Source organism: Gammaproteobacteria bacterium (assembly GCA_028819075.1).
Taxonomy (GTDB): domain Bacteria; phylum Gemmatimonadota; class Gemmatimonadetes; order Longimicrobiales; family Gaopeijiaceae; genus BD2-11.
The window spans coordinates 40,102-66,229 of the sequence record JAPPMM010000002.1 but is presented as its reverse complement, the minus strand read 5'-3'; the positions used below and the strand labels follow the sequence as shown (position 1 = coordinate 66,229).

Sequence of the window (26,128 nt, the reverse complement as noted above, 5' to 3'; positions counted from 1 at the left end):
TGCACCTGTCCGCGCAAGATGCGATCATCGGTACGATGACGATCCTCATCGTGACCATGATCGCCACGCTCGCCGTCTCGGGGCTCTGTTCGATTCTGGAGGCGGTACTCCTCTCCATCGACACGAGTTTCGTCGAGATGCAGCGCGCGGAGGGACGACGCTCCGGTCGCCTTCTGCATGAGCTGAAGAGCCACATCGACCAACCGATCGCGGCCATCCTCACGCTCAACACCGTGGCCCACACCGCGGGCGCCGCGTTCGCGGGGTCGCTGGCCTACGAACTCTTCGGCAGCGCGTGGGTGGCCGGCTTCTCGGCCGTCTTCACCTTCGCCATCCTGGTCTTCTCCGAGATCATTCCCAAGACCGCCGGAGCCCGCTTCTGCAAGCAGCTCGCCCCCTCGTCCGCCTACGTCCTCAAGGCGCTGACCTTCACCATGACACCCGTGCTCGTGCCTCTCTACTGGGTGCAGAGGCTGATGCAGGGATCGGGGAACGGCCCGGACATCAGCCGCGAGGAAATCGAAGTGATGGCGCGGATGGCGTGGACCACCGGAACCCTGGCGGAGGACGAGTGGCAGGTGGTGTCCAACGTCATGCGCCTGGGCGACGTCCCGGTGGGCGAGGTCATGACGCCGCGCACCGACATCGTGGCGATCGATGCGGGCGCCACCGTGGAAGAGGCCAAGCAGGTCATGCTCGACCACGGCCACCTGCGGCTCCCGGTGCACACCGGAACCCTCGACAGGATCGTGGGCGTGCTGGTGGCGCGCGACCTGTGGCGGGCCGACCAGAAGGGGGTGACCGAGATCCGCGATCTGCCCCGCGCGCCGGTCTTCGCCCCCGTCTCGCGGCCCGTTCAGGAGCTCATTCCGGAGCTCCAGGACAAGGGCGCCAAAATGGCGATCGTCCTCGATGAATTCGGCGGCACCGCGGGGCTGGCGACCTTCGAGGACCTCATCGAGGAGATCGTGGGGGAGATCCGGGACGAGCACGAGGCGCACGAACCCGCCGAATTCCAGCGCCTGGCCGACGGAAGCGTCCGGATCTGGGGAGGCGTCTCGGTGCGGGAAGCCAACCAGCGGCTGCGCCTGGAGCTGCCCTCGGACCTGTCCGACACCGTCGGCGGCTACGTTTTCGGGAGCCTGCACCGGGTGCCCCGGCCGGGCGACGAAGTGGGGGTGGATGGCGGGCGGTTGCGGGTCGCGCGCATGCGTGGCCGCCGCGTGGAATTTGTCGTATTTCTCCCGGACTAATGTCGCATTCCGGGAGGACACGCGGTGATGACGGGATCGCCGCGCAGGGAAGGTTGACAGGCTCGCAAGCCGTTGATAACGTCCCTCGTGCTGAACATGGTTGACCCGCTCAGGATCGCCCCATGAGGGCCGTCGTCCCCGGGCGGAGTTGTCTCCGGCCAGGACCCGGACGAAGTGTCTCCGGGAACCTGGCCGCTTCTCTTTTGCAGACTTTCCGTCGGCTTGATCTGATTCCCGGGGCGCGCGGTCCGCGTCCCGGACCCCTTTCCCAACTCAGCGGAGCGTGACCATGGACCGGAACGAGTACCTGTACGCAGCGGAAGAATGTCGAGACGAGATGGAGGAGTACATCGACGAGATGGGCAGCCGGAACGGGCTGTCCCTCACGAGCACCGACGACGTCACGAAGTACGTGAAGGAGCATGGCGTCAGCTCGATTCGTCTCTGGTTCTCCGACATCCTGGGCAACCTCAAGTCCTTCTCGATCACCCCCAAGGAGCTGGCCGGCGCCTTCGAGGAGGGAATGGGCTTCGACGGCTCCTCCATTCAGGGCTACAAGCGGATCCAGGAAAGCGACATGGTCGCGTTCCCGGTGCCGGACACGGCCCAGGTGCTGCCCTTCCGCTCCGGCGGGGGACGGTCGATGCGCATGATGGCCCAGATCCGCAACCCCGACGGATCGGCGTACGACGGCGATCCCCGCAACATCCTGATCCGCACGCTGGGCCGGCTCGAGGATCACGACTGCACGAACATGTACGTCGGCCCGGAGGCGGAGTACTTCTACTTCAAGCACGAGAGAGGTACCGAGCTTCTCGACGACGCCGGGTACTTCGACATCAACCCGGTCGACATCGGCGACGACATCCGGGAAGTCACGGTGTGCGCGCTCGAGGCGATGGGCATTCAGATCGAGTACCACCACCACGAAGTCGGACCGTCGCAGCACGAAATCGACATCCGTTACAAGGATGCGCTGCAGATGGCGGACAGCCTCCAGACCTACAAGTACCTGGTCAAGGAGATCGCGCGCCGCTGCGGGGCGTTCGCAACCTTCATGCCCAAGCCCCTCGCGGGAGAGAACGGGAGCGGCATGCATACCCACCTGTCGCTCTTCAAGGGCGGCCAGAACGCCTTCTACGACGGCACCGACGAGCACCATCTGAGCGCCATGGCCAAGCACTTCATCGCCGGGGTGCTGAAGCACTCGCGCGAGATCGCGCTGGTCACCAACCCGACCCACAACTCCTACCGGCGCCTGGTGCCCGGCTACGAAGCGCCCGTCTACATCGCCTGGGCCGAGCGCAACCGGTCGGCGGCCATCCGCATCCCGATGTACAAGCCCGGCAAGGAGGTCGCTACCCGCATCGAGGTGCGCTTCCCGGATCCCACCTGCAACCCCTACCTGGCCTTCTCGGTGATGCTCGCCGCCGGCCTCGAGGGCGTGGAGAACGCGCTGCCCTGCCCGGATCCGGTGACGGTGGACATCTACCATCTATCCGCGAAGTGGCGGGAGCAGATGGGCATCGACGCCCTGCCCCACGACCTGTTCGAAGCCGCGCGCGTCGGCCAGTTCAGCGACTTCCTCAAGGACGCCCTGGGCGAGGACGTGCACCGCAAGCTCATCGAGACCAAGATGGAGGAGGCGGACGTCTTCCGCCTGCACGTCTCGCAGCTCGACCTGAAGAAGCACCTGGTGCTGTAGAGCGACTGGGCTGCCCGCGAAGCCGGACTGGCAATCCGGGCAGGAAAGAAGCCGGGTATCGACCCCCGGTGGTCACGGGTCCGGACGGACCCTCAGCCGCCGGGGGTCGTTTCCGTGGTGGCGGAGGCGTCCTCCGACCTGGCCGGAAGGCCCGGCTCCGGCTCGGCGGAGCCGGGCTCTTCCGGGCCGGCCGCGGTCTCGCGTGCGCGCGTGCGCTCTTCGCGCCAGAACGAGATGCCGAGCAGGACCGCGCCGCAGGTGATCGCGGAATCGGCCACGTTGAAGATCGGCCAGTGCATGAAGCCCAGGTCGATCGGACCGATGAAATCCACCACCCCGCGATCCCAGCGCACCCGGTCCACCAGGTTGCCGAGCGCGCCGGAGAGGATGAGCGCGATCGACACCACCTTCACCCGGTCCCCGCTCTCGCTCTGGATGAAGAGCACGGCCAGCAGCCCCATGGCCAGGATCGTCACCGGAATGAAGAACCAGCGCGGATCGTTGCCGATGGAGATGCCGAAGGCCGCCCCCCGGTTGAAGGCCAGGGTCAGCGGAACGAGGCCGTCGAGGATCTCCATCCGGCGTCCGCCGCCGAGGGCGGTCAGCGCCCAGCGCTTGGTGATGACGTCGAGCAGGAGAACCGCCGGAAGAATGGCGGCGAGAATGCGGAGTTTGATGTTCACGTGCCTGGGAAGGTGGGGGATGGAGGCGGCGGGAGTCGAACCCGCGTCCGCGAGTGGGTCCGGCGAAGCTTCTACGTGCGTAGATCGCTGTTGGGCTTCATCGGGTGAGCGGCCAGCGACCCGCCGGCTCCCCGACTAGCCGTCGAATGTCTCACCCGCGGTGCGACGGCATCGCCGCGGGCCAGCCCAACTTGTCGACGCCTCGGAGGCCTGCCTTGGGCGGGCCGGCCAGGAGACGGGCTGTGAGAAAACTCAGGCAGCCAGTGCCATGTGATTGTTGGCAATTGTGTTGATTCCGGGTTTTTTACGAGGCTTCCCGGACCTCGGCACGCTACCCCGCGTTCACCAAACACGTCGAAGCCGTTACGCCCCCGTACGGTCCGGTGCAGACGGCTCAAAGTCCGTTGCACGTTCTCCTTTGCTCTTGTGGTCGCCGATTGCTCGCGTCCGCCGCGCTCAGGCGGCGCTCGCAAGCTCGCGTTCAAGATAGCACTTCAGCACTTCCCGTGTTTCCTCGAGGGTGGTCAGGCTGAAGAGCCGGGTGCGGAGCTGGCGCCCGTTGGGCAGCCCCTTCGTGTACCACCCCATGTGCTTGCGGAATTCGATGACCGCCTTCTTGTGATTCCGCTCGAAGTCCACCGCGTTCTGCGCGTGCTCGAGGCAGACGGCCAGGCGCTCGGCGGGGTCCGGGAGCGGGGGCAGGCTCCGGCCGTCGAGGGCGGCGCGGGCTCCCGCGAACACCCACGGGCTCCCGTGGGAAGCACGCGCGATCATGACCCCGGCGCACCCGGTCTCCTCCTGCATGCGGCGCGCGTCTTCCCCGGTCTTGATGTCGCCGTTGCCCACGACCGGGACGTCCAGCGCATCGACCAGGGCCGCGATCTCGTGCCAGCGCGCGTGGCCGGAATACATGTCCGCCCTGGTGCGCGGATGCAGCGTGACCACGGCCGCGCCCGCGTCCTGGCAGCGCAGGCCGATGGTGACCGGATCGCGCGTCTTCTCGTCGAAGCCGCTCCGGATCTTGGTCGTGACGGGCAGCGGCGTCGCGCGCACCACCGCGCGCACGATGCGCTCGACCAGCCCCAGATCGCGCAGGCAGCCCGAGCCGCCATTGCGCTTCACGACCTTCTTTACCGGGCACCCGAAATTGATGTCGACGAAGTCGGGCCGGTACACGTCCGAAACCAGCGCCGCAGCCTCCGCCATCCTCTCGGGGCGGGCGCCGAAGATCTGCACCCCGATGGGCCGCTCCTCCTCCTCGAAACGCAGGTACGCGCGCGTGCGCTCGTTCCCATGGCAGATGCCCTCCGCACTCACGAACTCCGTCACCACCACGTCCGCGCCGAAACGCCGGCACAGTCGCCGGAAGGGCGACTCGCTCACTCCGGCCTGGGGCGCGAGGAAGAGAGGGACGTAGCCGCCGGGGGCTTCGGGAAGGTAGGGGAATCTCATGGACGCAAAGATATCACTTCGGCGTGGCCTGTGTGCAAAGCGCGGCGGTGGCCCGTGCAGCAAAGCGCGGCGTGGCCGGTGCGGAAGCCAGCTTCGGGGCCCTGCCGGGATGATCCTGCGGGCAGCTTGCGGAACGGGAAACCGACACAGATAATGACGCATTCCATGATGGATCGGTCGTGAAGCGATGGGCGCCGGCCATATCAGTCGGCAAATGCGACGTTTTCGTTGATGGATGCGACAAAACCGGGCCGACCGCGACACAACCATATCACCACCGGAGAAACCATGCGCTCTCGTCCACTCAGCACAACCACCCTCACCCTTCGAACCCGGATCGGTCGCATAGGGGCACTCGCCGGCCTGTTCGCGGCCGTCCTCCTGCTCGTTCCCGCGCCCGCCTTCGCGCAGGAGTCCGGAGCGGATATGAGCTACGTCCTCAACACCTTCTCGTTCCTGATCTGGGGCGCGCTCGTGATGTGGATGTGCGCCGGCTTCACGATGCTGGAATCCGGTACCGTGCGGTCCAAGAACGCATCGATGATCTGTCTCAAGAACATCGGCATCTACGCGATCGCCGGACTCACCTACTACTTCGTCGGCTACGGCCTGATGTATGTCGACGTGAGCGGCTTCATCGGGTCCATCGACCTGTTCTACGGCCCGTCGGCGGACGAGATCGCGCTGCTCGGAGGCGACGAGAGCGCGCTGCCCGCCGTGGTCGAAAACGGCTACGCGGTCACCTCGGACTGGTTCTTCCAGATGGTCTTCGTGGCGACCACGGCCTCGATCGTCTCCGGGGCGCTCGCGGAGCGCGTCAACATGTGGGCCTTCTTCGCCTTCACCGCGATACTGACGGCCTTCATCTACCCGGTCATCGGCTCCTGGCACTGGGGCGGTGGCTGGCTCGCCGAGAGGGGCTTCCAGGACTTCGCCGGGTCAACTCTGGTGCACTCCACCGGGGGCTGGGCCGCGCTGGCCGGCGCCCTGGTGGTGGGGCCGCGCTGGGGCAGGTTCCGCAAGGACGGCACGGTCAAGGTCATGTCGCCCTCCAATATCCCTGCCGTCACCCTGGGCGTGTTCATCCTCTGGCTGGGCTGGTTCGGCTTCAACGGCGGTTCGCAGCTCGCCCTCGACGGCGCGGTCAACGCCCTGGCCATGAGCAACATCCTGGTGAACACCAACCTGGCGGCCGCCGCCGGCGTGGTCACCGCGCTCGCGGTCTCCCGGCCCATTCTCGGCCGGATCGACCTGTTCGCGGGCCTGAACGGCGCCCTCGCGGGCCTGGTCGCCATCACGGCGGGGCCCGACATCGTCGACGCCCGCTGGGCCGTCTTCATCGGCGCCGTCGGCGCGGTCGTGTGCACCCTGGGTCTCAAGTTCCTGGAGCAGCGGCGGATCGACGACGTGGTCGGCGCCGTCCCCGCGCACCTCTTCGCGGGCGTCTGGGGCACGCTGGCCACCTCGATCGCCGCCGGAGCCAACCTGGGCGTTCAGTTGCTCGGCGTCGTGAGCGTGGGGGCGTTCGTCTTCGGGGTCTCCTTCGTGGTGTGGACGATCCTTGAGAAGACCATGGGCGTCCGCGTGTCGCGCACCGTGGAGGAGCTGGGACAGGATGCCGCCGAACTGGGGCTGGAAGCCTATCCCGAGTTCGTGCTCATGGTGGATCCGGACGAGGGTCAGGACTACCGCGATCCCTAGCCCACGTACGGCCAACAGGAGCACAACGGAACCTTGACTGCGTCCCGGCACGCATCCTTCGACCGCGCGTACCCTGACGTGTCCCAGCCCGGAGTGGCCGGGTCGGGGGGGTTCGCGCGCTACGAGGTCGACGCACGCTTCTACGACGAGATGTTCCGCCAGGACGGCACCCTGCGCGGCGTATCGCGGCGTCTGGGCACGGCGCTTTCGAGGGCGTCGCCGGAGGATCTGGCGCAGCTTCAGGAAGGCGTTGCGCGCCGCTTCATCCACGAGGGGATCACCTTTACCGTCATCGGCGCGGACGAGGCCTCGGAGCAGATCATCCCCATCGACTGCGTTCCCCGTCTGCTCACGGCCGACGAATGGGACCACATCGACCGGGGCCTCAGGCAGCGGCTGACCGCGCTCAACCTCTTCCTCAGGGACATCTACCACGACGGCCGGTCGCTGCGTGACGGGATCGTGCCTCCCGACCTGGTGCTGGGGTGTCCCCAGTACCGCGTCGAGATGCGGGGCCTGCAGGTTCCCAACGACATCTACGTCTCGGTCTGCGGCACCGATGTGGTGCGAACCCATGCGGGCTTCGCGGTGCTCGAGGACAATCTGCGGGTTCCCTCCGGGGTCTCGTACATGCTGGCCTGCCGCGTCGCCATGAAACAGGCGTTTCCGCGGCTGTACCGGGCGCACAACGTGCGCGAGATCGCCCGCTATCCCGAACAGCTCTACGCCACCCTGGCATCGCTGGGATCCTGGGCGGGCACGCCCCGGGTGGCGGTGCTCTCCCCGGGCCGCTACAACTCCGCCTACTACGAGCACGCCTTCCTGGCCGGGGAGATGGGCGCCGACCTGGTGGAGGGGCGGGACCTGGTGGTGCACGACGGCATCGTGTACGCCCGCACCGTCACGGGGCTCAGGCGCATAGACGTCATCTACCGGCGCGTGGACGACGACTTCCTGGATCCGGTCACCTTCCGCTCCGACTCGCTGCTGGGGGTTCCAGGCCTCTTCCACGCGTACCGGGCGGGCAACGTGGTGATCGCCAACGCCCCGGGCACCGGCGTCGCCGACGACAAGGCGGTCTACGCCTACGTGCCGGACCTCATTCGCTACTTCCTCGACGAAGAGCCCATCCTGGCCAACGTCGAAACCCACCTGTGCCGCACGCGCGAGGGGCTCGCATACACCCTGGACAACCTCGAGCGGCTGGTGGTCAAGGAGGTGGGCGGATCGGGCGGATACGGAATGCTGGTCGGACCGCATTCCACGGCCGCCGAGCGCGACAGGTACGCGGCCCGCCTGCGCAGCCACCCGGACAACTTCATTTCCCAGCCGGTGCTCGATCTGTCGAGGGCGATGTGCTTCGTGGAAGGCAATCTGGAACCGCGCCACGTGGATGTCCGCCCGTTCGTGCTGCGGGGCCGCTCCGACACCTGGATCGCTCCCGGCGGCCTCTGCCGGGTGGCGCTCCGGAGGGGCGGGCTGGTGGTGAACTCCAGCCAGGGCGGGGGCTGCAAGGACCTCTGGGTTCTGCGTGACGGCCAGGTGCCCGACTGATGCTCGCCCGGGCCGCAGCGGACTTCTACTGGATGGGGCGCTACTTCGAGCGTGCCGAGCACACCGCCCGGCTGCTCCGGTATCAGCTTGCGCGCCTCGTCGACACTCCCGCCGGCGAGCTGGCGGTGGGCTGGAGGGTGATCTACCGTGCCCTCGGACAGTCGGCGCCCATCACCCCCACCGTCACCGACGAAGCCGAATCGTTCCTGCTCGCCGACGCCTATACGCTCGCCGCGAGCCTGGTCGAGGAGACCACCAACCCCGACTCCATCATCCGCTGCTGGACCACGGCGCGGGACAACGCCAAGCAGCTCCGGCCCTGGCTCCCGGTCCGGGTCTGGACCTGTCTCAACCAGGGCTTCTTCTGGCTTCGCGACTGCGACTTCCCCGCCGCCTGGGCAACCGGACCGGCTGCGCTGGCGGGCGAGGCGATCGACCGGCTGCGGCTGCTGGCGGGGGTGGTGGAAGCCCGCATGCCCCGCGACGACGCATGGCGCTTCCTGGAGCTCGGACAATTCGTCGAACGTCTTCAGCACCAGGCGGCCCTGCTGGACGCCTGGGACCGCATCGGCCAGGCTCCCGGCGACGCGCCCTCGCTGTCGTGGGCGGGGCTCCTGCGGGTCTGCGCGGCCCATGAGTTCTACTGCCGCACCCACTCCATGGTGATCCGCCGGGGACCGGCGCTGGCGTTTCTGGCCCGCAACCCGGAGTTGCCCCAGTCGCTGTGCTTCGCGGTGCATCGCATCGAGCGGCTTCTTGCGGGCATCGACCCGAGGGGCGCGCGCTATCCCCTGGCGGCTCCCCACCGCATGGTGCTGCGCCTGTCCGCAACCGTGGAAACGGACCCCGCAAGCGAGAACGATGCCGAAGGGGATGGAGGGTCGTTCGAGGCGCTGCTGAAGGACAGCCGGGCGCTCCACGGCATCACCGTGTCGACGTACTTCGACTACCCCGTGGAAGCCGGGCTGCCGTCGTGAGCGCGCGCTACCGCATCCGGCACGAGCTCGAGTTCCGCTACGACGCTCCGGTGCGCGGATCCGTCATGACCCTCTTCCTGTCTCCGGTCCGGGATCGCCGCCAGCAACTGCGCAGCTTCTCCATCGAAACCGACCCCGGCGGAGCCGTGTTCGAGTTCAGGGGGCCCTTCGGAAACCGCGGCCACTTCTTCGACCGGCCGGGCCACCACCGCGCACTCCGGATCGTCGCCCGCTCCCGCGTGGAGGTCTCGCCCCCCGAAGCGGTTCCCGGCGACCCGGGACCTGGCTCGTGGGAGGCGCTCGCGTCCGAGATCCGGGCGCCGGAGCTCTGGCTCATGCTGCAGCCGAGCCGCTTCGCGCAGCCGTCGTCCGCGGCCCTGGGACAATTCGTGTCGGCGCGCGGCATCGAGAAGAGAGACGATGTCATGGGGAGCATTCGCGCCCTGCTGGCGCGAATCTACGAGGCCTTCGAGTTCTCACCCGGCATCACCGCGGCCGACTCGCCCATCGAGCACATTCTGGAGACCGGCCGGGGCGTGTGTCAGGACTATGCCCACGTCATGATCTCCGTCCTTCGCGGCTGGGGAGTCCCCACCCGCTACGTCTCGGGTTATCTCGGGCCCCACGGCGATCTGACTTCAACCAACGAAAGCCATGCCTGGGTGGAATGCTGGTTGCCCGGGTCGGGATGGCGCGGTTTCGATCCCGCCAACAACTGCGACTGCGATGAGCGCCATGTGCGCGCCGCGGTAGGCAGGGACTACGCCGACGTACCCCCGGTGCGGGGCGTCTTTCGCGGATCCGCCAACTCGGCCCTCGCCGCGCGCGTGGAGGTGGTCCGGGACGGGCAGGACGGGATGGAGCAGTGAGGAATTCAACCAGCGACCATAAATGTCATCAAGGGGGAAATATGTTTGCGACCCGTAGCGCACGCGTCCTGTTCTCGACGCTCACCATTGCCCTGATTCTCTCGTTTGCAGGCCCGGTTCAGGGCCAGTCCGCCTCCATCGGCGCCGATGTCGTCAGCCGCTACGTCTGGCGCGGCACCGACTTCGGGGAATCGATGTCCGTGCAGCCCGCGCTGACCCTCGGTTTCGGAGGCCTGGAGGGGGGCGTCTGGGGCTCCACTTCCATCTCCGCCTCCGGAGCCGGCGCCAACGAGGTCGACCTCTGGGCCACGTATACCGTTGCGGCCTCGAACGGCTCTTCGTTCTCGTTCGGGTTCACGGACTACTACTTCCCGGCCCCCGCGGCCGACGGCTTCTTCGTCACGGATGCCCACATACTCGAGTTGTCGGCTTCCTTCACCGGGCCGGAGAGCTTCCCGCTGACGCTCTTTGCCGGAAGGATGTCGCGGAACGACCACGACAATTCCCTGTACCTGGAAGCCAGCGTTCCCGTGTCGGCCTTCGAGGACGTCGAGATGAGCCTGACGGCGGGGATGGTGGCCGGCGAAAGCCAGTTCTACGGGACCGAGGGAACCGCGTTCGTGAATCTGGGCGTATCGGCCAGCAAGGATCTGGTCATCACCGATGACTTTGCGGTGCCCGTGACCGTCTCGTATATCGTCAACGCGAACCGCCTCGAACGGGACATGGATCACCACGGGGAGCCTCTCGGGGCGGATCCCGACCGCGCGTTTCTCGTCTTCGGTTTCAGCCTGTCGCCGTAGGCGGACGGGACGCGTCACTCCAGCAAAGCGCAAAGGGCCGGAGACACCGGGACTCAGGTGGGCAACGGACGAAGTGTAGCGGGCATCGTTCTCGCAGCCGGTTCTTCGACCCGCATGGGTCGGAACAAGCTTCTGCTTGAGGTGGCGGGCGAGGCGCTGGTCCGGCGCGCGGTGCGGATCTCGAGGGAGGCCGGTCTGGACCCGGTGGTGGTGGTCACGGGGCACGCGCGCGAGCGGATCGAGCGGGAGATCGCGGATCTCGACTGTACGCCTGTATTCAACGCCAACCACCGTGCGGGCATCCAGACCTCGGCGGCTTCGGGTGTCGCCGGGGTCGCGGGCGCGTGCGACGCCGCCGTGATCATGCTCGCAGACATGCCGTTCGTGACCGCGCGCATGCTGCGCACGCTGGTGGAGCGCTACACTGCGGAGGCGCCGCCACTGGTAGTGTCCCGATACGGCGGCGAGGTGAACGCGCCCCCGATGCTCTACGACCGGGTGCTCTTCCCCGAGGTGACCCGCATGCGCGCCGGGTGCGGGCGGGAGGTGGTGCGCCGCCACTACGACCGGGCCGTGCAGGTCGAGTGGCCGGCGGGCCGGTTGCGCGACCTCGACCGCCCGGAAGACTACGCGGCCGTGGTCGAGGAACTCGCGCGCGCCGAGGGGGGCGCCAGGGAGGAGGGGGGCGCGGGGGCGGCGGCGGACGCGGAGGCGGCGGCGGGCCCTACCCCGGGTGAGCGAAATTGACCGGCGACCTGCTGCGCCTGGCGGCCCGAATGGAACGCGAGCGGCGCCCGTTCGCGCTGGCCACCGTGGTAAGGAGCGAGCGCCCCACCTCCGGCAAGCCGGGCAACGCGGCGCTGATCGACCCCGAGGGAACCATGCACGGATGGATCGGCGGGAGCTGCACCCGCTCGGAGGTGATCCGGCATGCCCTGGAGGCGCTCCGACTGGGGGAGCCCCGGCTGCTGGCATTCGGGGCCGACGAGGAGCGGCCCGACGATCTGGTGAGGGTATCCATGTCCTGCGCGAGCGGAGGAAAAGTGGAAGTGCACATCAACCCCGTGTTGCCGGCGCCCGTCCTGCTGGTGGCGGGTGACTCGCCCGTGGCGCTCGCCCTGCTCAGGCTGGGGGGCGCGATGGGGTACCGGACGGTAGCGACCGCGTCCGCCAATGAGGCCATCAGCGAGGAACTGGCCGACATCGCCGACGAGCGCGCCAAGAACCTCGCCGGCTGGGTGGGGATGCTCGCGTCCCGTTCTCCCGGAACGCGGTTTTTCGCGGTGGTGGCCACCATGGGCCGCGAGGACGAGCGGACGCTCGCGTCGCTCGCAGGCGCCGCGCCCGACTACCTGGGCGTGGTGGCGTCCCCGCGGCGGATGCGGAGCGTGCGCGCGGTGCTGTCGGGTCTCGGGCTCGGCGATGACGCGATCGGCCGCATCCGCGGGCCCGCCGGCCTCGACCTGGGCGCCGAGCAGCCCGAAGAGATCGCGGTGAGCATTCTGGCGGAGATCGTGGGAGAGGTCCGGCGGGCGAGCGGGGGTGGGGCGGCCGGATCGGGCGGCGCGGGCGGCGCACCGAAAAACGTTGCGCGTTCGGATGTGGAGAGCGGTGACACGGGCACTACCGCGACGGATGCTTCGGGCCGCGCACCAGAAAACGTTGCGCGCTCGGATCTGGCCGGCGGTGGCGGCGCGTCCGGCGACTCCGACGCGACCTCCGCGGCCGCCTGGGCTACCGACCCCGTGTGCGGGATGACGGTGCCGGTCGCAGGGTCCCCCTCGGCAGTCCACGACGGCAAGACCCTCCACTTCTGCTGCGAGGGCTGCCGCGGCCTCTTCGAGTCGACCCCGGAGGTTTTCGCCTCCAACCCCGCGACGGGTCCGGCGTGAGACCCGAGATCCGCGCGCTGCAGGAGGCGATGCGCCGGGCGGACTACATCGCCGAGCCATCCATCGTCACCGCCGTCCACCTGGCGCGCGCGATGGAAAAGCCGCTTCTGGTCGAAGGCGACGCGGGGGTCGGCAAGACCGAGATCGCCAAGGTCATGGCTACCCTCATGCAGACCGAACTCATCCGGCTTCAGTGCTACGAGGGGCTCGACGTCAACACCGCGCTCTACGAGTGGAACTACCAGAAGCAGTTGCTCCGCCTGCGCATGGGGAGTGGTGAGGCGGAGGACGCCCCCGACACCCGCGACGACCACCTTGAAGGCGTCATCTTCGGGCGCCGCTACCTGCTCGAGCGGCCGCTGCTGCGCGCCATCACGCGCGACACGCCCCCCGTCCTGCTCATCGACGAAATCGACCGGGCCGACGAGGGGTTCGAGGCCTTCCTGCTCGAGGTGCTCTCCGACTTCCAGGTGACCATCCCCGAACTGGGCACCATCCGCGCAACCCACCGGCCGCTCGTCGTGCTCACCTCGAACCGGAGCCGCGAGATCGGCGACGCACTGCGGCGGCGCTGCCTCTACCTCTACATCGAGCACCCGACCTTCGGCAAGGAGGTCGAAATCATCCGCGCCAAGGTGCCTGGGATATCCGACGCGCTCGCCGCCCAGATCACGCACGTCGTGCAGGGGCTGCGCGCGCGGCGTCTCATGAAGCCCCCCGGCGTGGCCGAAACGCTCGACTGGGCGCGCGCCCTGGTCACGCTGCATCAGGATCACCTCGACGCCGAGATCGTCTCCGAGACGCTGGGCTGCCTCGTGAAGGATCGGCACGACATCAGCCTGCTCCACGCGGAGGACGTCGAGACCCTGCTTGCGGGCGCCGGGGCCGGCTGATGCGCGCGGCCGCGCCAGCTCGCCAAGGGCTCCGCTGATGCCCGCCGCGGCCCCGGCCCCGGAGCGAGAACTCGTCGCCCATCTGGCTCGCTTCTCCGGCGAACTTCGCCACGCCGGCGTGCCCGTCGGCCTCCGCGATGAGATCGACGGCACCGCGGCCCTCCGCTTCGTCGACATCGGCGACCCGGAAGAGGTGCGGCTGGCACTCCGCAGCGCGCTCAGGATCCCGCGCCGCTGGTGGGCGGAGTTCGACCGCCTGTTCGACGAGAGCTGGCGCCGCGCCGCCCTCCCCCGCCCCGCCCACGCCCGGAACGCCCCCCGCACCCCCCGCCGCTGGCGAGGCGACGAGAACACCGAGGCGCCGCTGGCGCGGATCCGCCGCGAACTGGACGAACGGACCGGCCGGGGCGACGCGGAGGCGCCCGACGCCGACGGCGACCTCCCCGGCTACAGCCCGCGCGCGCTCCTGCGCAAGAAGGTCTTCGACGAGTGCACCCCGGACGATCTCCGCGACATGGAGCGTCTGCTCGAACGCCTCGCGCGCCGCATCGCCACCCGGCCGAGCCGCCGGCTGGTGCCATCGGAGCGCGGGCCGGTGGTGGACGTGCGCCGGAGTTTCCGCCGCTCGCTGGCCCACGGCGGCGAACTGGTCGAGCTGGCGCGCCGCGCGCGGGCGGTCGAGCTCCCCAGCCTGGTAGTCCTGTGCGACACCAGCGGGTCGATGGACGCCTGCTCGCGCTTCCTGCTCGCCTTCGTCTTCGCGCTGCGCAAGGTCACGCGCCGCACCGAGATCTTCGCCTTCAACACCTCGCTCACGCGCCTCACCCCGTGGCTCCGGACGGGCGACGTGGCCGGCACCCTGGAGCGGCTCGCCCGCAACGTGCGTGACTGGTCCGGCGGGACCCGCATCGGCGAGTGCCTGCTCGCCTTCGTCGACCACCACCTGCGGCACACCGTGCGAAGCGATACCACGGTGTTGATCCTGAGCGACGGGCTCGACCGGGGCGACACGGAGTCGCTCGAGACGGCCCTGCTGGCCATCCGCCGGCGCGCCCGCCGGATCATCTGGCTCAACCCGCTCATGGGCGACCCGCGCTACCGTCCGGAGGCGAAGGGCATGCAGGCGGCGCTGCCGCACGTGGACCGCCTCGTGCCCGCCCACAACCTGGAGGCGCTGGAAGCCATCCTGCCGATGATCGAGCGCTAGACGATGCGCGACGATCCCGGAATCGCGAGACTAACGGAAATGACCGAGTAACCGGAATAACCGGAGAAATAACCCGCATGAAAATCCAGGACGGCTTCACCATCGACGCGCCCGCGGCCGACGTCTGGGCGCTGCTCTCCGACCCCGACCAGGTCGCGGACCTGCTCCCCGGCGCGAAGATGGGCGACATGATCGACGACAACACCTACTCGGGCGGGATGTTCGTGAAGGTCGGACCCCTCGCGGTGGCATACGACGGGACCGTATCCTTCCAGTTGGACGAGAGCGAGCGGTCCGTGCAGGTGCGCGCCCGCGGCCGGGGCAAGCGCGGCATGGGCACCGCCGAGATGACCATGACCAGCCAAGTGGTCGCGCACGGCGACGCGCGCACCGAGGTGACGATCGATTCCGATGTCGTTGTGACCGGAATTCTGGCCCAGATGGGACGCGGCATGATCCAGGTCGTGTCGAAGAAGATGCTACAGGAGTTTGTGGGAAACCTCACCAAAGCACTTGCCTGAACCGGCAGAGGAGAGCTGAGACATGATTCCCCCGCAGTTCGACTATCACGCCCCCGGCTCGCTGGACGAGGCGCTGGGGCTGCTCGGCTCCCTCGACGACCCGAAGGTGATGTCGGGCGGACAGAGCCTGCTGCCGATGCTGAAGCTGCGCCTGGCGTCGCCGGCGAACATCGTGGACATCGGCCGCATTCCGGGCCTCGACACGCTCGCGGAAGAGGACGGTTTCCTGCGCATCGGCGCGCTGGTCACCGAGACACAACTGGAGCAGTCGGCAGTGGTGGCGGAGCGCTATCCCATCCTGCTCGACACCGCGAAGGTGATCGCCGACCCGCTGGTGCGGAACCGCGCCACCATCTGCGGCAACATCGCGCACGGCGACCCCGCCAACGACCATCCCGCGACCATGCTGGCGCTCGGCGCCCAGGTGGTGGCCACGGGACCGGACGGCGCGCGCACCATCGACATCGGCGAGTTCTTCTTCGGGCTCTTCATGACGGCGCTCGGAGAGGATGAGATCCTGACCGAAATCCGCATCCCGGCGCCCGCCCCCAACAGCGGCGGCGCCTACGTCAAGCTCGAGCGCAAGGTGGGCGACTACGCCGTGGCCGGATCCGCCGTTCAGCTCTCGCTGGCCGACGACGGTACCGTGGCGAGCGCGGGCATCGGGCTCACCAACCTGGGCATCGCCCCCATCCGCGCGACCGCCGCGGAGGACGCGCTCAAGGGCGCGGCTCCCACCGACGACGTCATCGCCGCCGCCTCCCAGGCCGCCGCCGACGCCACCGAGCCCATCCCCGACCGGCGCGGTTCCATCGAATACAAGCAGAACATGGCCCGCGTGCTCACCGCCCGTGCCATCCGCAGGGCGCTCGCGCGCGCAGGAGGATAAAGCGATGGCCACACACAACATCAACGTCACCGTGAACGGCGAGGCCCACGCGGCCGCCGTCGACTCGCGGCTTCTGCTCGTGCACCTGATCCGCGACGACCTCGCGCTCACCGGCACCCACATCGGCTGCGACACCACGCACTGCGGCGCGTGCACCGTGCTGATGGGCGGCGTGCCCGTGAAGTCGTGCACCGTGCTGGCCGTCCAGGCCGACGGGGCCGAGATCGGCACCGTGGAAGGGCTCGCGGGCGCCGACGGCATGACCCCGCTGCAGGAGGGCTTCCAGGAGGAGCACGGCCTCCAGTGCGGCTTCTGCACCCCCGGCATGCTCATGACCGGGACCGCGCTGCTCGAAAGCAATCCGAACCCCAGCGAAGCCGAGATCCGCGAGGCCATCTCCGGGAATCTCTGCCGCTGCACCGGATACGTGAACATCGTCAAGGCGGTCGAGTACGCCGCCGCGAAGACGGGGGAGGGCGACTGATGGCACCGAGAACATCCGCCAAGATCTGCGGCATGGGCCACTCCATGAAGCGCAAGGAGGACCCGCGCTTCCTGCAGGGCAAGGGCAACTACATCGACGACTTCACGCTGCCGGGGATGCTGTGGCTGGACATCGTCCGGAGCCCCATCGCCTACGGCAAAATCAAGAACATCGACTCCTCGAAGGCGCTCGAGATTCCCGGCGTGCTCGCGGTGCTCACGGGCAAGGACCTGGAGGCGTACGGTCTGCACTGGATGCCGACCCTCATGTCGGACACCCAGATGGTGCTCCCCACGGACACCGTGATGTACCAGGCGCAGGAGGTGGCCGGGGTGATCGCCACCTCGCGCTACGCGGCCGCCGACGGCGTGGCCGCGGTCGAGGTCGACTACGAGCCCATGAAGCCGGTCATCGACCCCTTCAAGGCGCTCGAGGACGACGCGCCCGTGCTCCGCACCGACAAGGAAGGCAAGACCGACAACCACATCTGGCACTGGGAGGCGGGCGACAAGGAGGCCACGGACCGGATCTTCGATGAAGCCGATGTCGTGGTGCGCGAGAAGATGCACGTGCCGCGCATCCACGTGGCGTCCATCGAGACCTGCGGCTGCCTCGCCGACTTCAACCCGGTCGAGGGGCACCTGACGGTCTACATGACCACCCAGGCGCCGCACGCCATCCGCACCGTGCTCGCACTGGTGGCGGGCCACGTGGGGCTCTCCGAGGAGAAGATCCGCGTGGTGAGCCCCGACATCGGGGGCGGCTTCGGCGGCAAGGTCCCGGTCTACCCCGGCTACGTGGTCGCCATCGCGGCGTCGGTGGTGCTGGGCAAGCCGGTGAAATGGATCGAGGACAGGATGGAGAACCTCCAGGCCGACTCCTTCGCGCGCGACTATCACATGGACGCCGAGATCGCGGCCAACGCCGACGGCAAGATCCGGGCGCTGCGCATCAAGACGATCGCGGACCATGGGTACTCCGACGCCCAGGCCGCGCCGTCGAAGTGGCCGGCGGGCCTCTTCTCGATCTGCACCGGGTCCTACGACATGGAGCAGGCGTACGCCGAGGTCGACGCGGTCTACACCAACAAGCCGCCGGGAGGCGTCGCGTACCGCTGCTCGTTCCGCGTGACCGAGGCCGTGCACTGCATGGAGCGGGTGGTCGACACGCTGGCCCACAAGGTCGGCAAGGATCCGGCGCAACTGCGCGAGGAGAACTTCATCCCCAAGGAGGCCTTCCCCTACCAGTCACCGCTCGGCTGGGAGTATGACAGCGGCGACTACCAGGCCGCGATGGACAAGGCGAAGGAGATGATCGGCTACGACGAGCTGCGCGCCGAGCAGGCCGAGAAGCGCGCGCGCGGCGAGCTGATGGGGATCGGCGTGTGCAGCTTCACCGAGGTGCTGGGCGCCGGCCCGTCGAAGGACTTCGACATCCTGGGCATCAAGATGTTCGATTCGGCCGAGGTGCGCGTGCACCCGACCGGCAAGGCGATCGCCCGCTTCGGCACCAAGTCGCAGGGCCAGGGCCACGAGACCACCTACGCGCAGATCATCGCCGAGGAGCTGGGCCTCCCGGCCGCGCACGTGCAGGTGGAGGAGGGCGACACCGACACCGCCCCCTACGGGCTGGGCACGTACGCCAGCCGCTCGACCCCGACCGCGGGCGCCGCGGGCGCGATGGCCGCCCGCCAGATCCGCGACAAGGCCGCGAAGATCGCCGCGCACCTGCTCGAGGTGAGCGAAGAGGACCTGGACTGGGAGCCCGGCACCTTCTCGGTGAAGGGCGCGCCCGACAAGTCGGTGTCCATCCAGGACTGCGCCTTCGCCGCCTACACCAACATGCCCGCGGGGATGGAGCCCGGGCTGGAGGCAACCAACTACTACGACCCGCCCAACCTCACCTTCCCCTTCGGCACCTACATCTGCGTCGTGGACATCGAACGCGGCACGGGCGAGGTGACCGTGCGGCGATTCGTGGCGGTGGATGACTGCGGGAACATCATCAACCCGATGATCGTCCAGGGCCAGATCCATGGGGGGCTGACCCAGGGGATCGGACCTGCGCTGTATGAGGAGATTCCTTACGACGAAGACGGCAACAACCTGGCCGGCTCGTTCATGGACTACCTGGTGCCGACCGCGGTGGAGACGCCGGCGTGGGAGACGGGGCATACGGTGACGCCCTCGCCGCATCATCCGCTGGGGGCGAAGGGGGTTGGGGAGTCGGCTACGGTGGGGGCGCCGCCGGCGATTGCGAATGCGGTGGTGGATGCGCTGGCGCACCTAGGGGTGACGCATGTGGAGATTCCGATCAGACCCGACCGTGTGTGGGAGATTCTGAGGGAGAGGGGGGTGGCGAAGTGAGGGGGGAATGCGTGCCCGTACCCGATATCTCCTCGCGCAGTCCTCAGCGACGAACGTGGAGCCGCCGTCTTCGCTGTCACGGTCGCGAGCAAAGGACCGAAACGCCGCTGGCCGGAAATGCGGCCGCCCCTGTGCTTTCCCTGAGGCTCATCCCTTCCGGCCTTCGAGTAGTCGCATCGGAAATCCAAGCTGCCCGCCAGCCACCAATCTCTGAAATGCCCGACACCCTTAACGTAGTATCCGTCGCACATTTCGCTTTGCCAAGAACCCTCAACCGCCAGATGCGACCTCCGTCTCCGTCCCTTTGTCGCGTTACGTTTGTATCCAGTCCTCGCTAGCCTTCCAGCATTTCGTCACCAATAGGAACAATGGAGACTTTCCGTGACCTTCGCTGTTGTTCATCTAACTGACTTCCACATCCGGTCGAATACCGATCCAATCCTTGCCCGTACTCCCTTGCTCGCGAGAGCTATTGCCTCTCGCACTCAAACTTGTAGCGGAATCCTCCTCGCCGTCTCGGGGGATCTGTCATACTCCGGCGTTGAAGACGAACTACTAGACGCATTCTCTCTCGTCCAGCAACTCCAGCAGCTTCTAACGGAGGCAACCGCCGCGGATGTTTACATCTCTGCCATCCCGGGCAACCACGATTGCGATTTTTCCGACCCGACTACTATTCGCCAAACATTGCTCAACGCCGTGAATGGAGACGAAGAAGCGCTACAGGATGACGTACTTGTCGCGATAACTCAACCTCTTGCCAGTTTCTTCGAGCAACGCGACGCATGGTGCCCGCCAACCGTCGTCGATTCCCCAATCGCCTGGCATTACAATTTTCCAGTCCGCGACAAATCCATCTTGGTGATGTGCCTAAACACCGCGTGGTGTTCTTCTCGTAACGAGATTCAGGGAAGCCTGTTCGTACCCCAATCCCATTTCCCCGCCCAGCCCCCGGGGTCGCATGATCTCGTGATCGCCATGCTTCACCATCCCTACAACTGGATGAAGTCTGGCAACGCCCGCCTTCTGACTGCTCATATCGAGCAACACGCCGACATTGTCATCACCGGCCATGAACATGTTCCCGACCACCGTCTGATATCTAAGATCACTGGCGAACGGGTCCAGTACATCGAGGGCATCGCCCTCCAGGCCTCCGACACCAACTCCACTGGTTTCAATCTCATCACAATCGACCTCGCACATCGCACCCAGCAATTGTGGACCCTAATTTGGGACCGCGATACTAATTGTTACATACCTGACACTCTCAGCCCTCCTATGACCGACATGCAGGTCAATCGAGCGAGAAAGCGCAAACATTTCGTATTTACCGACGATTTTCTCCGCTTCTTGGACGATCTTGGCCTCCAGGTACAACATCCCGTCGCTGGCACCTTGATACGGTCTGACGTCTTCACTTATCCTCACGTTCGGAAGATCCAACTTCGCGAAACCGCCTCCGGGAATCTGATCGGCGCCGAAGCCATGCCGTCCCACCTGGCCGACGAGCGCATTGTCTTGATCACCGGTGACGATGCGTCAGGCAAAACGACCCTCGCCAAGCAATTAGTTGTCGATCTGCTCGCGTCCGATGTTGTTCCCGTCTACATGTCCGGCCGTGACCGCGCCCATCGCACCATCCAATCCCCTGACGACGTCGTTCACGCCGTCTCGACAATTGTCTCACGTCAGTACGGCAGCACCAAGGTTGATGCCTATCACCAGCTCGACGTTGATCAACGGGCCATCATCGTCGATGATTACGACAAACTATCTGACGGCCACATCGCCGTTGACGATCTGATCTCGTGCCTGACCGACATCTTCGGTCGCGTATATCTTTTCGCGGATGCGATGTCTCAAGAACTCAAGAGCATTGACGACGACCGTCGCCGGATTCTCTTGGAAGATCGCGAAGACGCGGCTCACTTTCGGATCCAACCTCTTGGCTTCCAACGACGTGCAGAGTTGGTTGAACGATGGGTGGCTCTCAAGGACAGCCATATTGACGCCGCCGCGCTCGTTAAGGAGATTGAACAACGAACGCGTACGATCAATACTGTGATTGGCCACAATTTAATACCCTCGTATCCGGTTTACATTCTAGGTATTTTGCAGGCGAGCGACAGCGTCGGCCCCGTCGATCTCCGAGCCAGTATCAACGCCCACTATTACGAGCTGTTCATCAAGAACGCACTGGCACTAACTTCTGACAAGATCGCCTATTCAATCAAGACGTCATTCCTCGCCCGTCTAGCATATGAGATACTTCGTTCGGAAGATATGGGTATATCCGAAGAGCGATTCCGTGAGCTATATATGACGTTTACGACAAAATACGAGCTGCCGATCACCTTTGAACAGCTGGTCAAGATGTTGAAGGATAGCCGATTGCTGATAGGGTTTCAGGGACGAGTCGAATTTAGATACGATTATTGCTTTTACTATTTTGCGGCTCTTCACATAACTAAAAACTTGCAGCAGGATTGGGCAAAGAAATGCGTCGCCCACCTAGCGGACACGATATATGAGGAGAGAAACGCCAACATTTTTCTATTTCTCGCCCATTTATCGGAGAATTCAGTTATTCTCGACGAAATGCTACGGTGTGCGCGAGAGATATGTAAGGGAAGCCCCGTCGCTGCCCTAAATCGCGCGGAGCTCCAGTTCCTAGAAGGAGACAGATCGGACTTGGCCAAGGCCGAGTTTCGGGATGTTGGGGATATTCGAGAACTACGTCGACGCGTTCTTGAACAGAAGGATCGAGAGGTGTTGGATGGAGTGGACACCGACGAAGGAGGTGAACTCGAATACGGGGATGAGTATGCTGTTGGGCAGGAGAAAATTCGTGAACTAGGCGCGGCGTTTAGAACTACTCAAATTCTCGGACAGGTACTGAAGAACTTCCCGGCGTCGATTGACGCTTCGAGAAAACGGGAGATCGCTCGGGCGGCTTATGAGGTGGCGCTGCGAGCGTTAACGGAGATTCTGACGCTCCTGAAGGGCAACTATGAGCCGATCGTTGTTGATTTTATGGCGCAACAGATGGGAGGGAGATGGCCAGGTGGGTACGGAGAAGCACTTCGAAATGCGCAACGATCCGTTGCCGGGTTGACGCGTTTGGTGTCGTATAGCGCGGTGAGACGCATCGTGGATGCGTTGGGTGATCCGAACTGGATTCATCCAAGTCCGACTATTCAGCGCGTAGCGGATGAATTGGATTCTCCTGTCTCGGAGCTGACGGTGTTCGGTATGCGGTTGGATTATGGAGACGGATTTCCAAAACAACACTTGCGGCGAATAGATGATGCGCTCGAGGATAATCCAATTGCTCATGGAGTGCTTCAGTATCTTGTCATTAGACACATGCATCTGTTTGTTATGGATTATGAAGAACGTCAGAGCGCATGTGGCATTCTCGGAATCAATTACAGGAACTTGCGAATCAAGGCGTTGGACCCCCGAAGAAAATTGATCGAGAAGGGAAAGAAGAAGAAATCCAAGAAGAAGAAGAGGGGGAGGAGAAAGCGGAAGGGTAGGAAGCGACGTTAGGGGCGGGACGAAGAACGGTGGCAGGAAGAACCGTCACGGGCGAATGCCCGCATCCGGCTCTCAGTTGGTGCATGTCAGCGATGGCGAACGCCGATTCTGCCAGCCGGATCGCTGATTGCGGGCGATGCCCGAACCCTCGCACCGCCGCCGGCCGTTCCATTGATGCTGGCTTCCTGGGAGGCTAGCGACTCATGCAGAAGGGAGTCGAGTAGGCTACTGCGTATGCCATCGGCACCACGGACCTCGGCCTCCAACTGGTCGCACAGCGCCATGAGGGCATCGACCTTGGCGACGATGCGGCGCTGCTCGGCGAGGGGCGGCAGGCCGATGCTCATCGCCAACAGGATGGATTGGTTCAGGTTCCGCATTGTTGTGCCGACGGAAGAACCTTGGAGGTATTCCCGAACATCGGGTGATCCGATGAGCATGGCGAGGTAATCTGCGCAAACGCTGTCCGAAAGACGGAGGATCAAGCTTCCCGTCCCACAGAGCCAGCCATCCTCGTCCTCAGCCACTACCGCACATCGTCCCATTTCACCCCGGCGGCCCATCACGATGTCCCCAGCACGGAGCTTGAAGTTGGCAAGTCTCTCCAAGGTGTCGGTCCCGACGGCCATCTTTTCCACCGGCACGATCTTCCCATTGCGTATTGAAGCGGGGTTGACGACGGGTGTCCCGCCCATCTTGTAGTCGCTCTTGTGGAGTGAGCTGCCGAACGGTCCGGTCTGCAATCCAACCACGACATCCGACAACCTTGCGGCTATCCACCCACTTGGTAGTCCGACGGCGGCCGCGGGAGGCGACAGCGATCCTGTGAGTATTCGTTTTCTGATCTTGCGAGCCTTCAACAGCCGCGCCTTCTTTGCCGCGATCTGCTTCAGCAACTCCGAGGCCGGCTCATCCGCCGAGTCCTGCTTTACGAGCTTCCCCCCCACGGCGAGGCGGAGGATGGTCTGCCGCAGGTGCTTGACCTGATCGGCGCGCGCGGTCAGCGCGGGAAGGGCATGGACGGCAAACCGCGCGTGACCCCGAAATGCCGCTGCGTCGGTGGCGGGAGCGGTCAGGCGGGCCAAGCTGGCGTTGGTGAGCCGGTCGCGGGTGTCCTCGCGCGCGGCGTGGGCTTCGTCCAACCGGTCGCAGAGGGCGAAAAGCTCGTCTACCTTCGCAACAATGCGGCGCTGCTCGGCGAGCGGCGGGAGCGGGAATGGCGCGACGACGGCATCCTTGGTGCGCAGTCGTGGCATCTTCGTCCCTTGCCCAAGCCGCGTGACGTAGTCCACGAAATCAGGGCGACGCAGTGCGAGTGCGCAGTATTCCGAAGACAGTTGAAGATACGGACGGATGGCTACGATTTCGGTTGTCGAGTAGCCCGTCTCATCAGCGACAATCACTTTATTCAGGTAGGGGCGGAGCTTTCCGTAGAGAACATCGCCAGGTAAGAACCGTGACTTGGTACTCTTCGACTCGCGCTCACTCGTTCGCACGCGGTTCAAGAGACGACCCGTTCCTTTCTCGATGTCTCGCAGCTCCAGGAGCCAAGCTGACGTGTCGAGCGCCTTTGGATCACACTTCGTTCCGGCATCGTAATGAAACACGGCCCCCAATGAGGCCCAACACCATGTGCGAGGCAAATCGAATGGTGCGGGAGCCATCTGCGGATGAACAGCCTTCTTCCTGCGCGTCCTGGCTGCGTTTGTCCGCCGCGCCTTTTCGGCAGCGATCCGCTTCAGCAGTTTCGACGCCGGTTCATCCGCCGGATCCTGTTCCACCAGCTTTCCCCGCACGGCTAGATCAAGCACGAACCGGCGCATGCGGTCGATGGCGTCCGGCGCGTCCACCACGCGGTCGTAGAGTACGAGGAGCCGCTCGGCGTTCATCGAAGTAGCGCGTCGGCAAGGATCTCCTTCAACTGGTCTCGAACCGAGACCACCTCGGCTTCGGCACTGTTCAGTCTCACCAGAAGCGCCTCGGGATCGCCTAGATCCGCTTCCACGGTATGAGGATTCTTGATGTCGAGGTTGTAGCCGCGCGCCTTGACCTCGTCGGCGGTAACCCTCCAAGCGCGGCCACCCTCCTCTCGGCCCTCGCGCTCTGCTCCGCCCCACCACTCGGCGCAGTCGTTGAGATGCTCCACCCGAATCGGCCGTGTCATGGAATACGCCTCTGACCCTCCGGCACGAGATGCTCCCAGAACCAGACTTCCCTCGTCGGTTCCCCTTTTTCGAAGAAAAGCAGGTTCGTCCCGATCGAGGCGTAGGGGCGGAACACGGAGTTGGGCAGGCGCACGATGGTGTGGAGGTTGCACTCCTCCATCAGGTGCTGTTTCAGTCGGGTCTTGACGCCCTCGCCAAACAGGGAGCCATCGGGAAGGACCACTGCGGCCCGGCCTCCCGGCTTGAGTAGTCGGATGATGAGTGCCAAGAACAGATCCGCCGTCTCGCGCGTCCGGAAGTGCGGCGGAAAGTTCGCCTCGATGCCGTCCGCCTCCTTGCCGCCGAACGGCGGATTGGTGAGCACGATATCCACGCGATCATCGCGCCCCCACGAGACGTAGGGTCGGGCCAACGTGTTGTCGTGTCTCAGGAACGACGGGTCCTCGATTCCGTGCAGCAGCATGTTGGTGACGGCGAGCATGTGCGGCAGCGGCTTCTTCTCAACCGCGCGCAGGGAGGCCTGCATCTGCGCCCGGTCCTCCGGGCGCTTCACATGATGGTCGATCATGTGGCGGATGGCGCAGGTCAGAAACCCTCCAGTGCCGCACGCCGGATCGAGAACGGTCTCACCCGGCTTGGGGTCGATCATCCGAGCCATGAACGAGGTTACGGCGCGCGGCGTGTAGTATTCGCCCGCGTTGCCGGCCGATTGCAGGTCGTTGAGCATCTGTTCGTAGATGTCGCCGAAGTGCTGCCGGTCGGCGAGGTTGTTGAAGTCGATCCCATTGATCTTGTTGATGATCTGCCGCAGCAGCTGGCCCGACTTCATGTAGTTGTAGGCGTCAGCGAACACATCACGCACGACAGTCGCGCGAGGGCCGGACCGGGCCGGGAGTTCCTTGAGGCGGGGAAAGAGGTCGCCGTTGACGAAATCGAGGAGATCATCACCCGTGATGCCCTCCGGATCGGCGGCCCAGTTCCGCCACCGCAAAGGGGGCGGGACCGGCGAGCGGTAGCCGTCCGTGAAGGTCTCGAGTTCCTGGTCCTGGTCGTCGATGATCTTGAGGAAGAACATCCAGCACAATTGGCTCATGCGTTGGGCGTCGCCATCGACGCCCACATCCTGGCGCATGATGTTCTGAATGGACTTGACGAGCGTGCCGACGGCCAT

Annotated in this window: 19 protein-coding genes, 1 other RNA gene and 1 pseudogene; 16 read left to right on the top strand and 5 right to left on the bottom strand. The window is 65.7% G+C overall.

All coding sequences use genetic code 11. From position 1 onward, the window contains the following. Positions 1-35: 35 nt before the first annotated feature. Together OXU32_00305 and OXU32_00300 are read left to right on the top strand one after the other, a co-directional pair. A complete protein-coding gene (locus OXU32_00305) occupies positions 36-1,253 on the top strand; it encodes a hemolysin family protein (GenBank protein MDE0072412.1) in 1,218 nt (405 codons plus the stop codon). 358 nt (positions 1,254-1,611) lie between these two features. Continuing rightward, positions 1,612-2,958, top strand: coding sequence for a glutamine synthetase family protein (locus OXU32_00300; GenBank protein MDE0072411.1), 1,347 nt, complete (start codon positions 1,612-1,614; stop codon positions 2,956-2,958). 92 nt (positions 2,959-3,050) lie between these two features. Here the strand turns inward: OXU32_00300 and lspA are convergent, their stop codons facing one another. From lspA to dusB, 3 genes are all read right to left on the bottom strand, one after another. Continuing rightward, on the bottom strand, positions 3,051-3,641 hold the full coding sequence (gene lspA / locus OXU32_00295; protein MDE0072410.1) for a signal peptidase II: 591 nt from the start codon (positions 3,639-3,641) through the stop codon (positions 3,051-3,053). Positions 3,642-3,658: 17 nt separating this feature from the next. Then, positions 3,659-4,014: a transfer-messenger RNA gene (gene ssrA, locus OXU32_00290) on the bottom strand. Positions 4,015-4,097: 83 nt separating this feature from the next. Beyond that, the gene (dusB, locus tag OXU32_00285) at positions 4,098-5,093 is read right to left on the bottom strand and encodes a tRNA dihydrouridine synthase DusB (protein MDE0072409.1); all 996 of its coding nucleotides are present in this window, start codon (positions 5,091-5,093) and stop codon (positions 4,098-4,100) included. Positions 5,094-5,381: 288 nt separating this feature from the next. Between dusB and OXU32_00280 the strand changes: the two genes are divergently transcribed. The 14 genes from OXU32_00280 to OXU32_00215 all read left to right on the top strand — a co-directional run bounded on the left by OXU32_00280 (position 5,382) and on the right by OXU32_00215 (position 22,804). Then, positions 5,382-6,794: an ammonium transporter gene (locus OXU32_00280; GenBank protein MDE0072408.1), complete on the top strand. Its 1,413-nt coding sequence runs from the start codon at positions 5,382-5,384 to the stop codon at positions 6,792-6,794. A gap of 150 nt (positions 6,795-6,944) precedes the next feature. Continuing rightward, positions 6,945-8,348, top strand: coding sequence for a circularly permuted type 2 ATP-grasp protein (locus OXU32_00275; GenBank protein ID MDE0072407.1), 1,404 nt, complete (start codon positions 6,945-6,947; stop codon positions 8,346-8,348). Next, entirely contained in the window at positions 8,348-9,325 is a 978-nt protein-coding gene (locus OXU32_00270) for an alpha-E domain-containing protein (protein MDE0072406.1), read from the top strand. The genes OXU32_00275 and OXU32_00270 overlap by 1 nt, the downstream gene beginning before the upstream one ends. Beyond that, positions 9,322-10,194 (top strand): transglutaminase family protein, encoded by an 873-nt coding sequence (locus OXU32_00265; GenBank protein ID MDE0072405.1) that lies wholly within the window; start codon positions 9,322-9,324, stop codon positions 10,192-10,194. The genes OXU32_00270 and OXU32_00265 overlap by 4 nt, the downstream gene beginning before the upstream one ends. A gap of 41 nt (positions 10,195-10,235) precedes the next feature. Beyond that, on the top strand, positions 10,236-10,997 hold the full coding sequence (locus tag OXU32_00260) for a hypothetical protein (protein MDE0072404.1): 762 nt from the start codon (positions 10,236-10,238) through the stop codon (positions 10,995-10,997). A gap of 57 nt (positions 10,998-11,054) precedes the next feature. Continuing rightward, positions 11,055-11,744: a nucleotidyltransferase family protein gene (locus tag OXU32_00255; protein ID MDE0072403.1), complete on the top strand. Its 690-nt coding sequence runs from the start codon at positions 11,055-11,057 to the stop codon at positions 11,742-11,744. Then, entirely contained in the window at positions 11,741-12,889 is a 1,149-nt protein-coding gene (locus OXU32_00250) for an XdhC family protein (GenBank protein ID MDE0072402.1), read from the top strand. Before OXU32_00255 ends, OXU32_00250 begins: the two co-directional genes overlap by 4 nt. A 29-nt stretch (positions 12,890-12,918) precedes the next feature. After that, positions 12,919-13,782, top strand: a complete 864-nt coding sequence (locus OXU32_00245; GenBank protein MDE0072401.1) for a MoxR family ATPase — start codon at positions 12,919-12,921, stop codon at positions 13,780-13,782. 37 nt (positions 13,783-13,819) lie between these two features. Beyond that, positions 13,820-14,989, top strand: a complete 1,170-nt coding sequence (locus OXU32_00240; GenBank protein MDE0072400.1) for a VWA domain-containing protein — start codon at positions 13,820-13,822, stop codon at positions 14,987-14,989. Between the two features lie 77 nt (positions 14,990-15,066). Next, entirely contained in the window at positions 15,067-15,510 is a 444-nt protein-coding gene (locus OXU32_00235) for an SRPBCC family protein (GenBank protein MDE0072399.1), read from the top strand. 22 nt (positions 15,511-15,532) lie between these two features. After that, positions 15,533-16,399 carry a xanthine dehydrogenase family protein subunit M gene (locus tag OXU32_00230; protein ID MDE0072398.1) on the top strand — a complete coding sequence of 289 codons (867 nt, stop codon included), beginning with the start codon at positions 15,533-15,535 and terminating at the stop codon, positions 16,397-16,399. A 4-nt stretch (positions 16,400-16,403) separates the two neighbouring features. Continuing rightward, complete coding sequence (locus OXU32_00225; GenBank protein MDE0072397.1) at positions 16,404-16,883, top strand: (2Fe-2S)-binding protein; 480 nt, start codon at positions 16,404-16,406, stop codon at positions 16,881-16,883. After that, entirely contained in the window at positions 16,883-19,249 is a 2,367-nt protein-coding gene (locus OXU32_00220) for an aerobic carbon-monoxide dehydrogenase large subunit (protein MDE0072396.1), read from the top strand. Before OXU32_00225 ends, OXU32_00220 begins: the two co-directional genes overlap by 1 nt. Positions 19,250-19,630: 381 nt before the next feature. Continuing rightward, positions 19,631-22,804, top strand: coding sequence for a metallophosphoesterase (locus OXU32_00215; GenBank protein ID MDE0072395.1), 3,174 nt, complete (start codon positions 19,631-19,633; stop codon positions 22,802-22,804). Positions 22,805-22,878: 74 nt separating this feature from the next. Here OXU32_00215 and OXU32_00210 read toward each other — a convergent pair whose 3' ends face one another. Together OXU32_00210 and OXU32_00205 are read right to left on the bottom strand one after the other, a co-directional pair. Further along, positions 22,879-24,681: a restriction endonuclease subunit S gene (locus tag OXU32_00210; GenBank protein MDE0072394.1), complete on the bottom strand. Its 1,803-nt coding sequence runs from the start codon at positions 24,679-24,681 to the stop codon at positions 22,879-22,881. Continuing rightward, positions 24,678-26,128, bottom strand: a pseudogene (locus tag OXU32_00205) (class I SAM-dependent DNA methyltransferase). The gene OXU32_00210 and the pseudogene OXU32_00205 overlap by 4 nt, the downstream one beginning before the upstream one ends.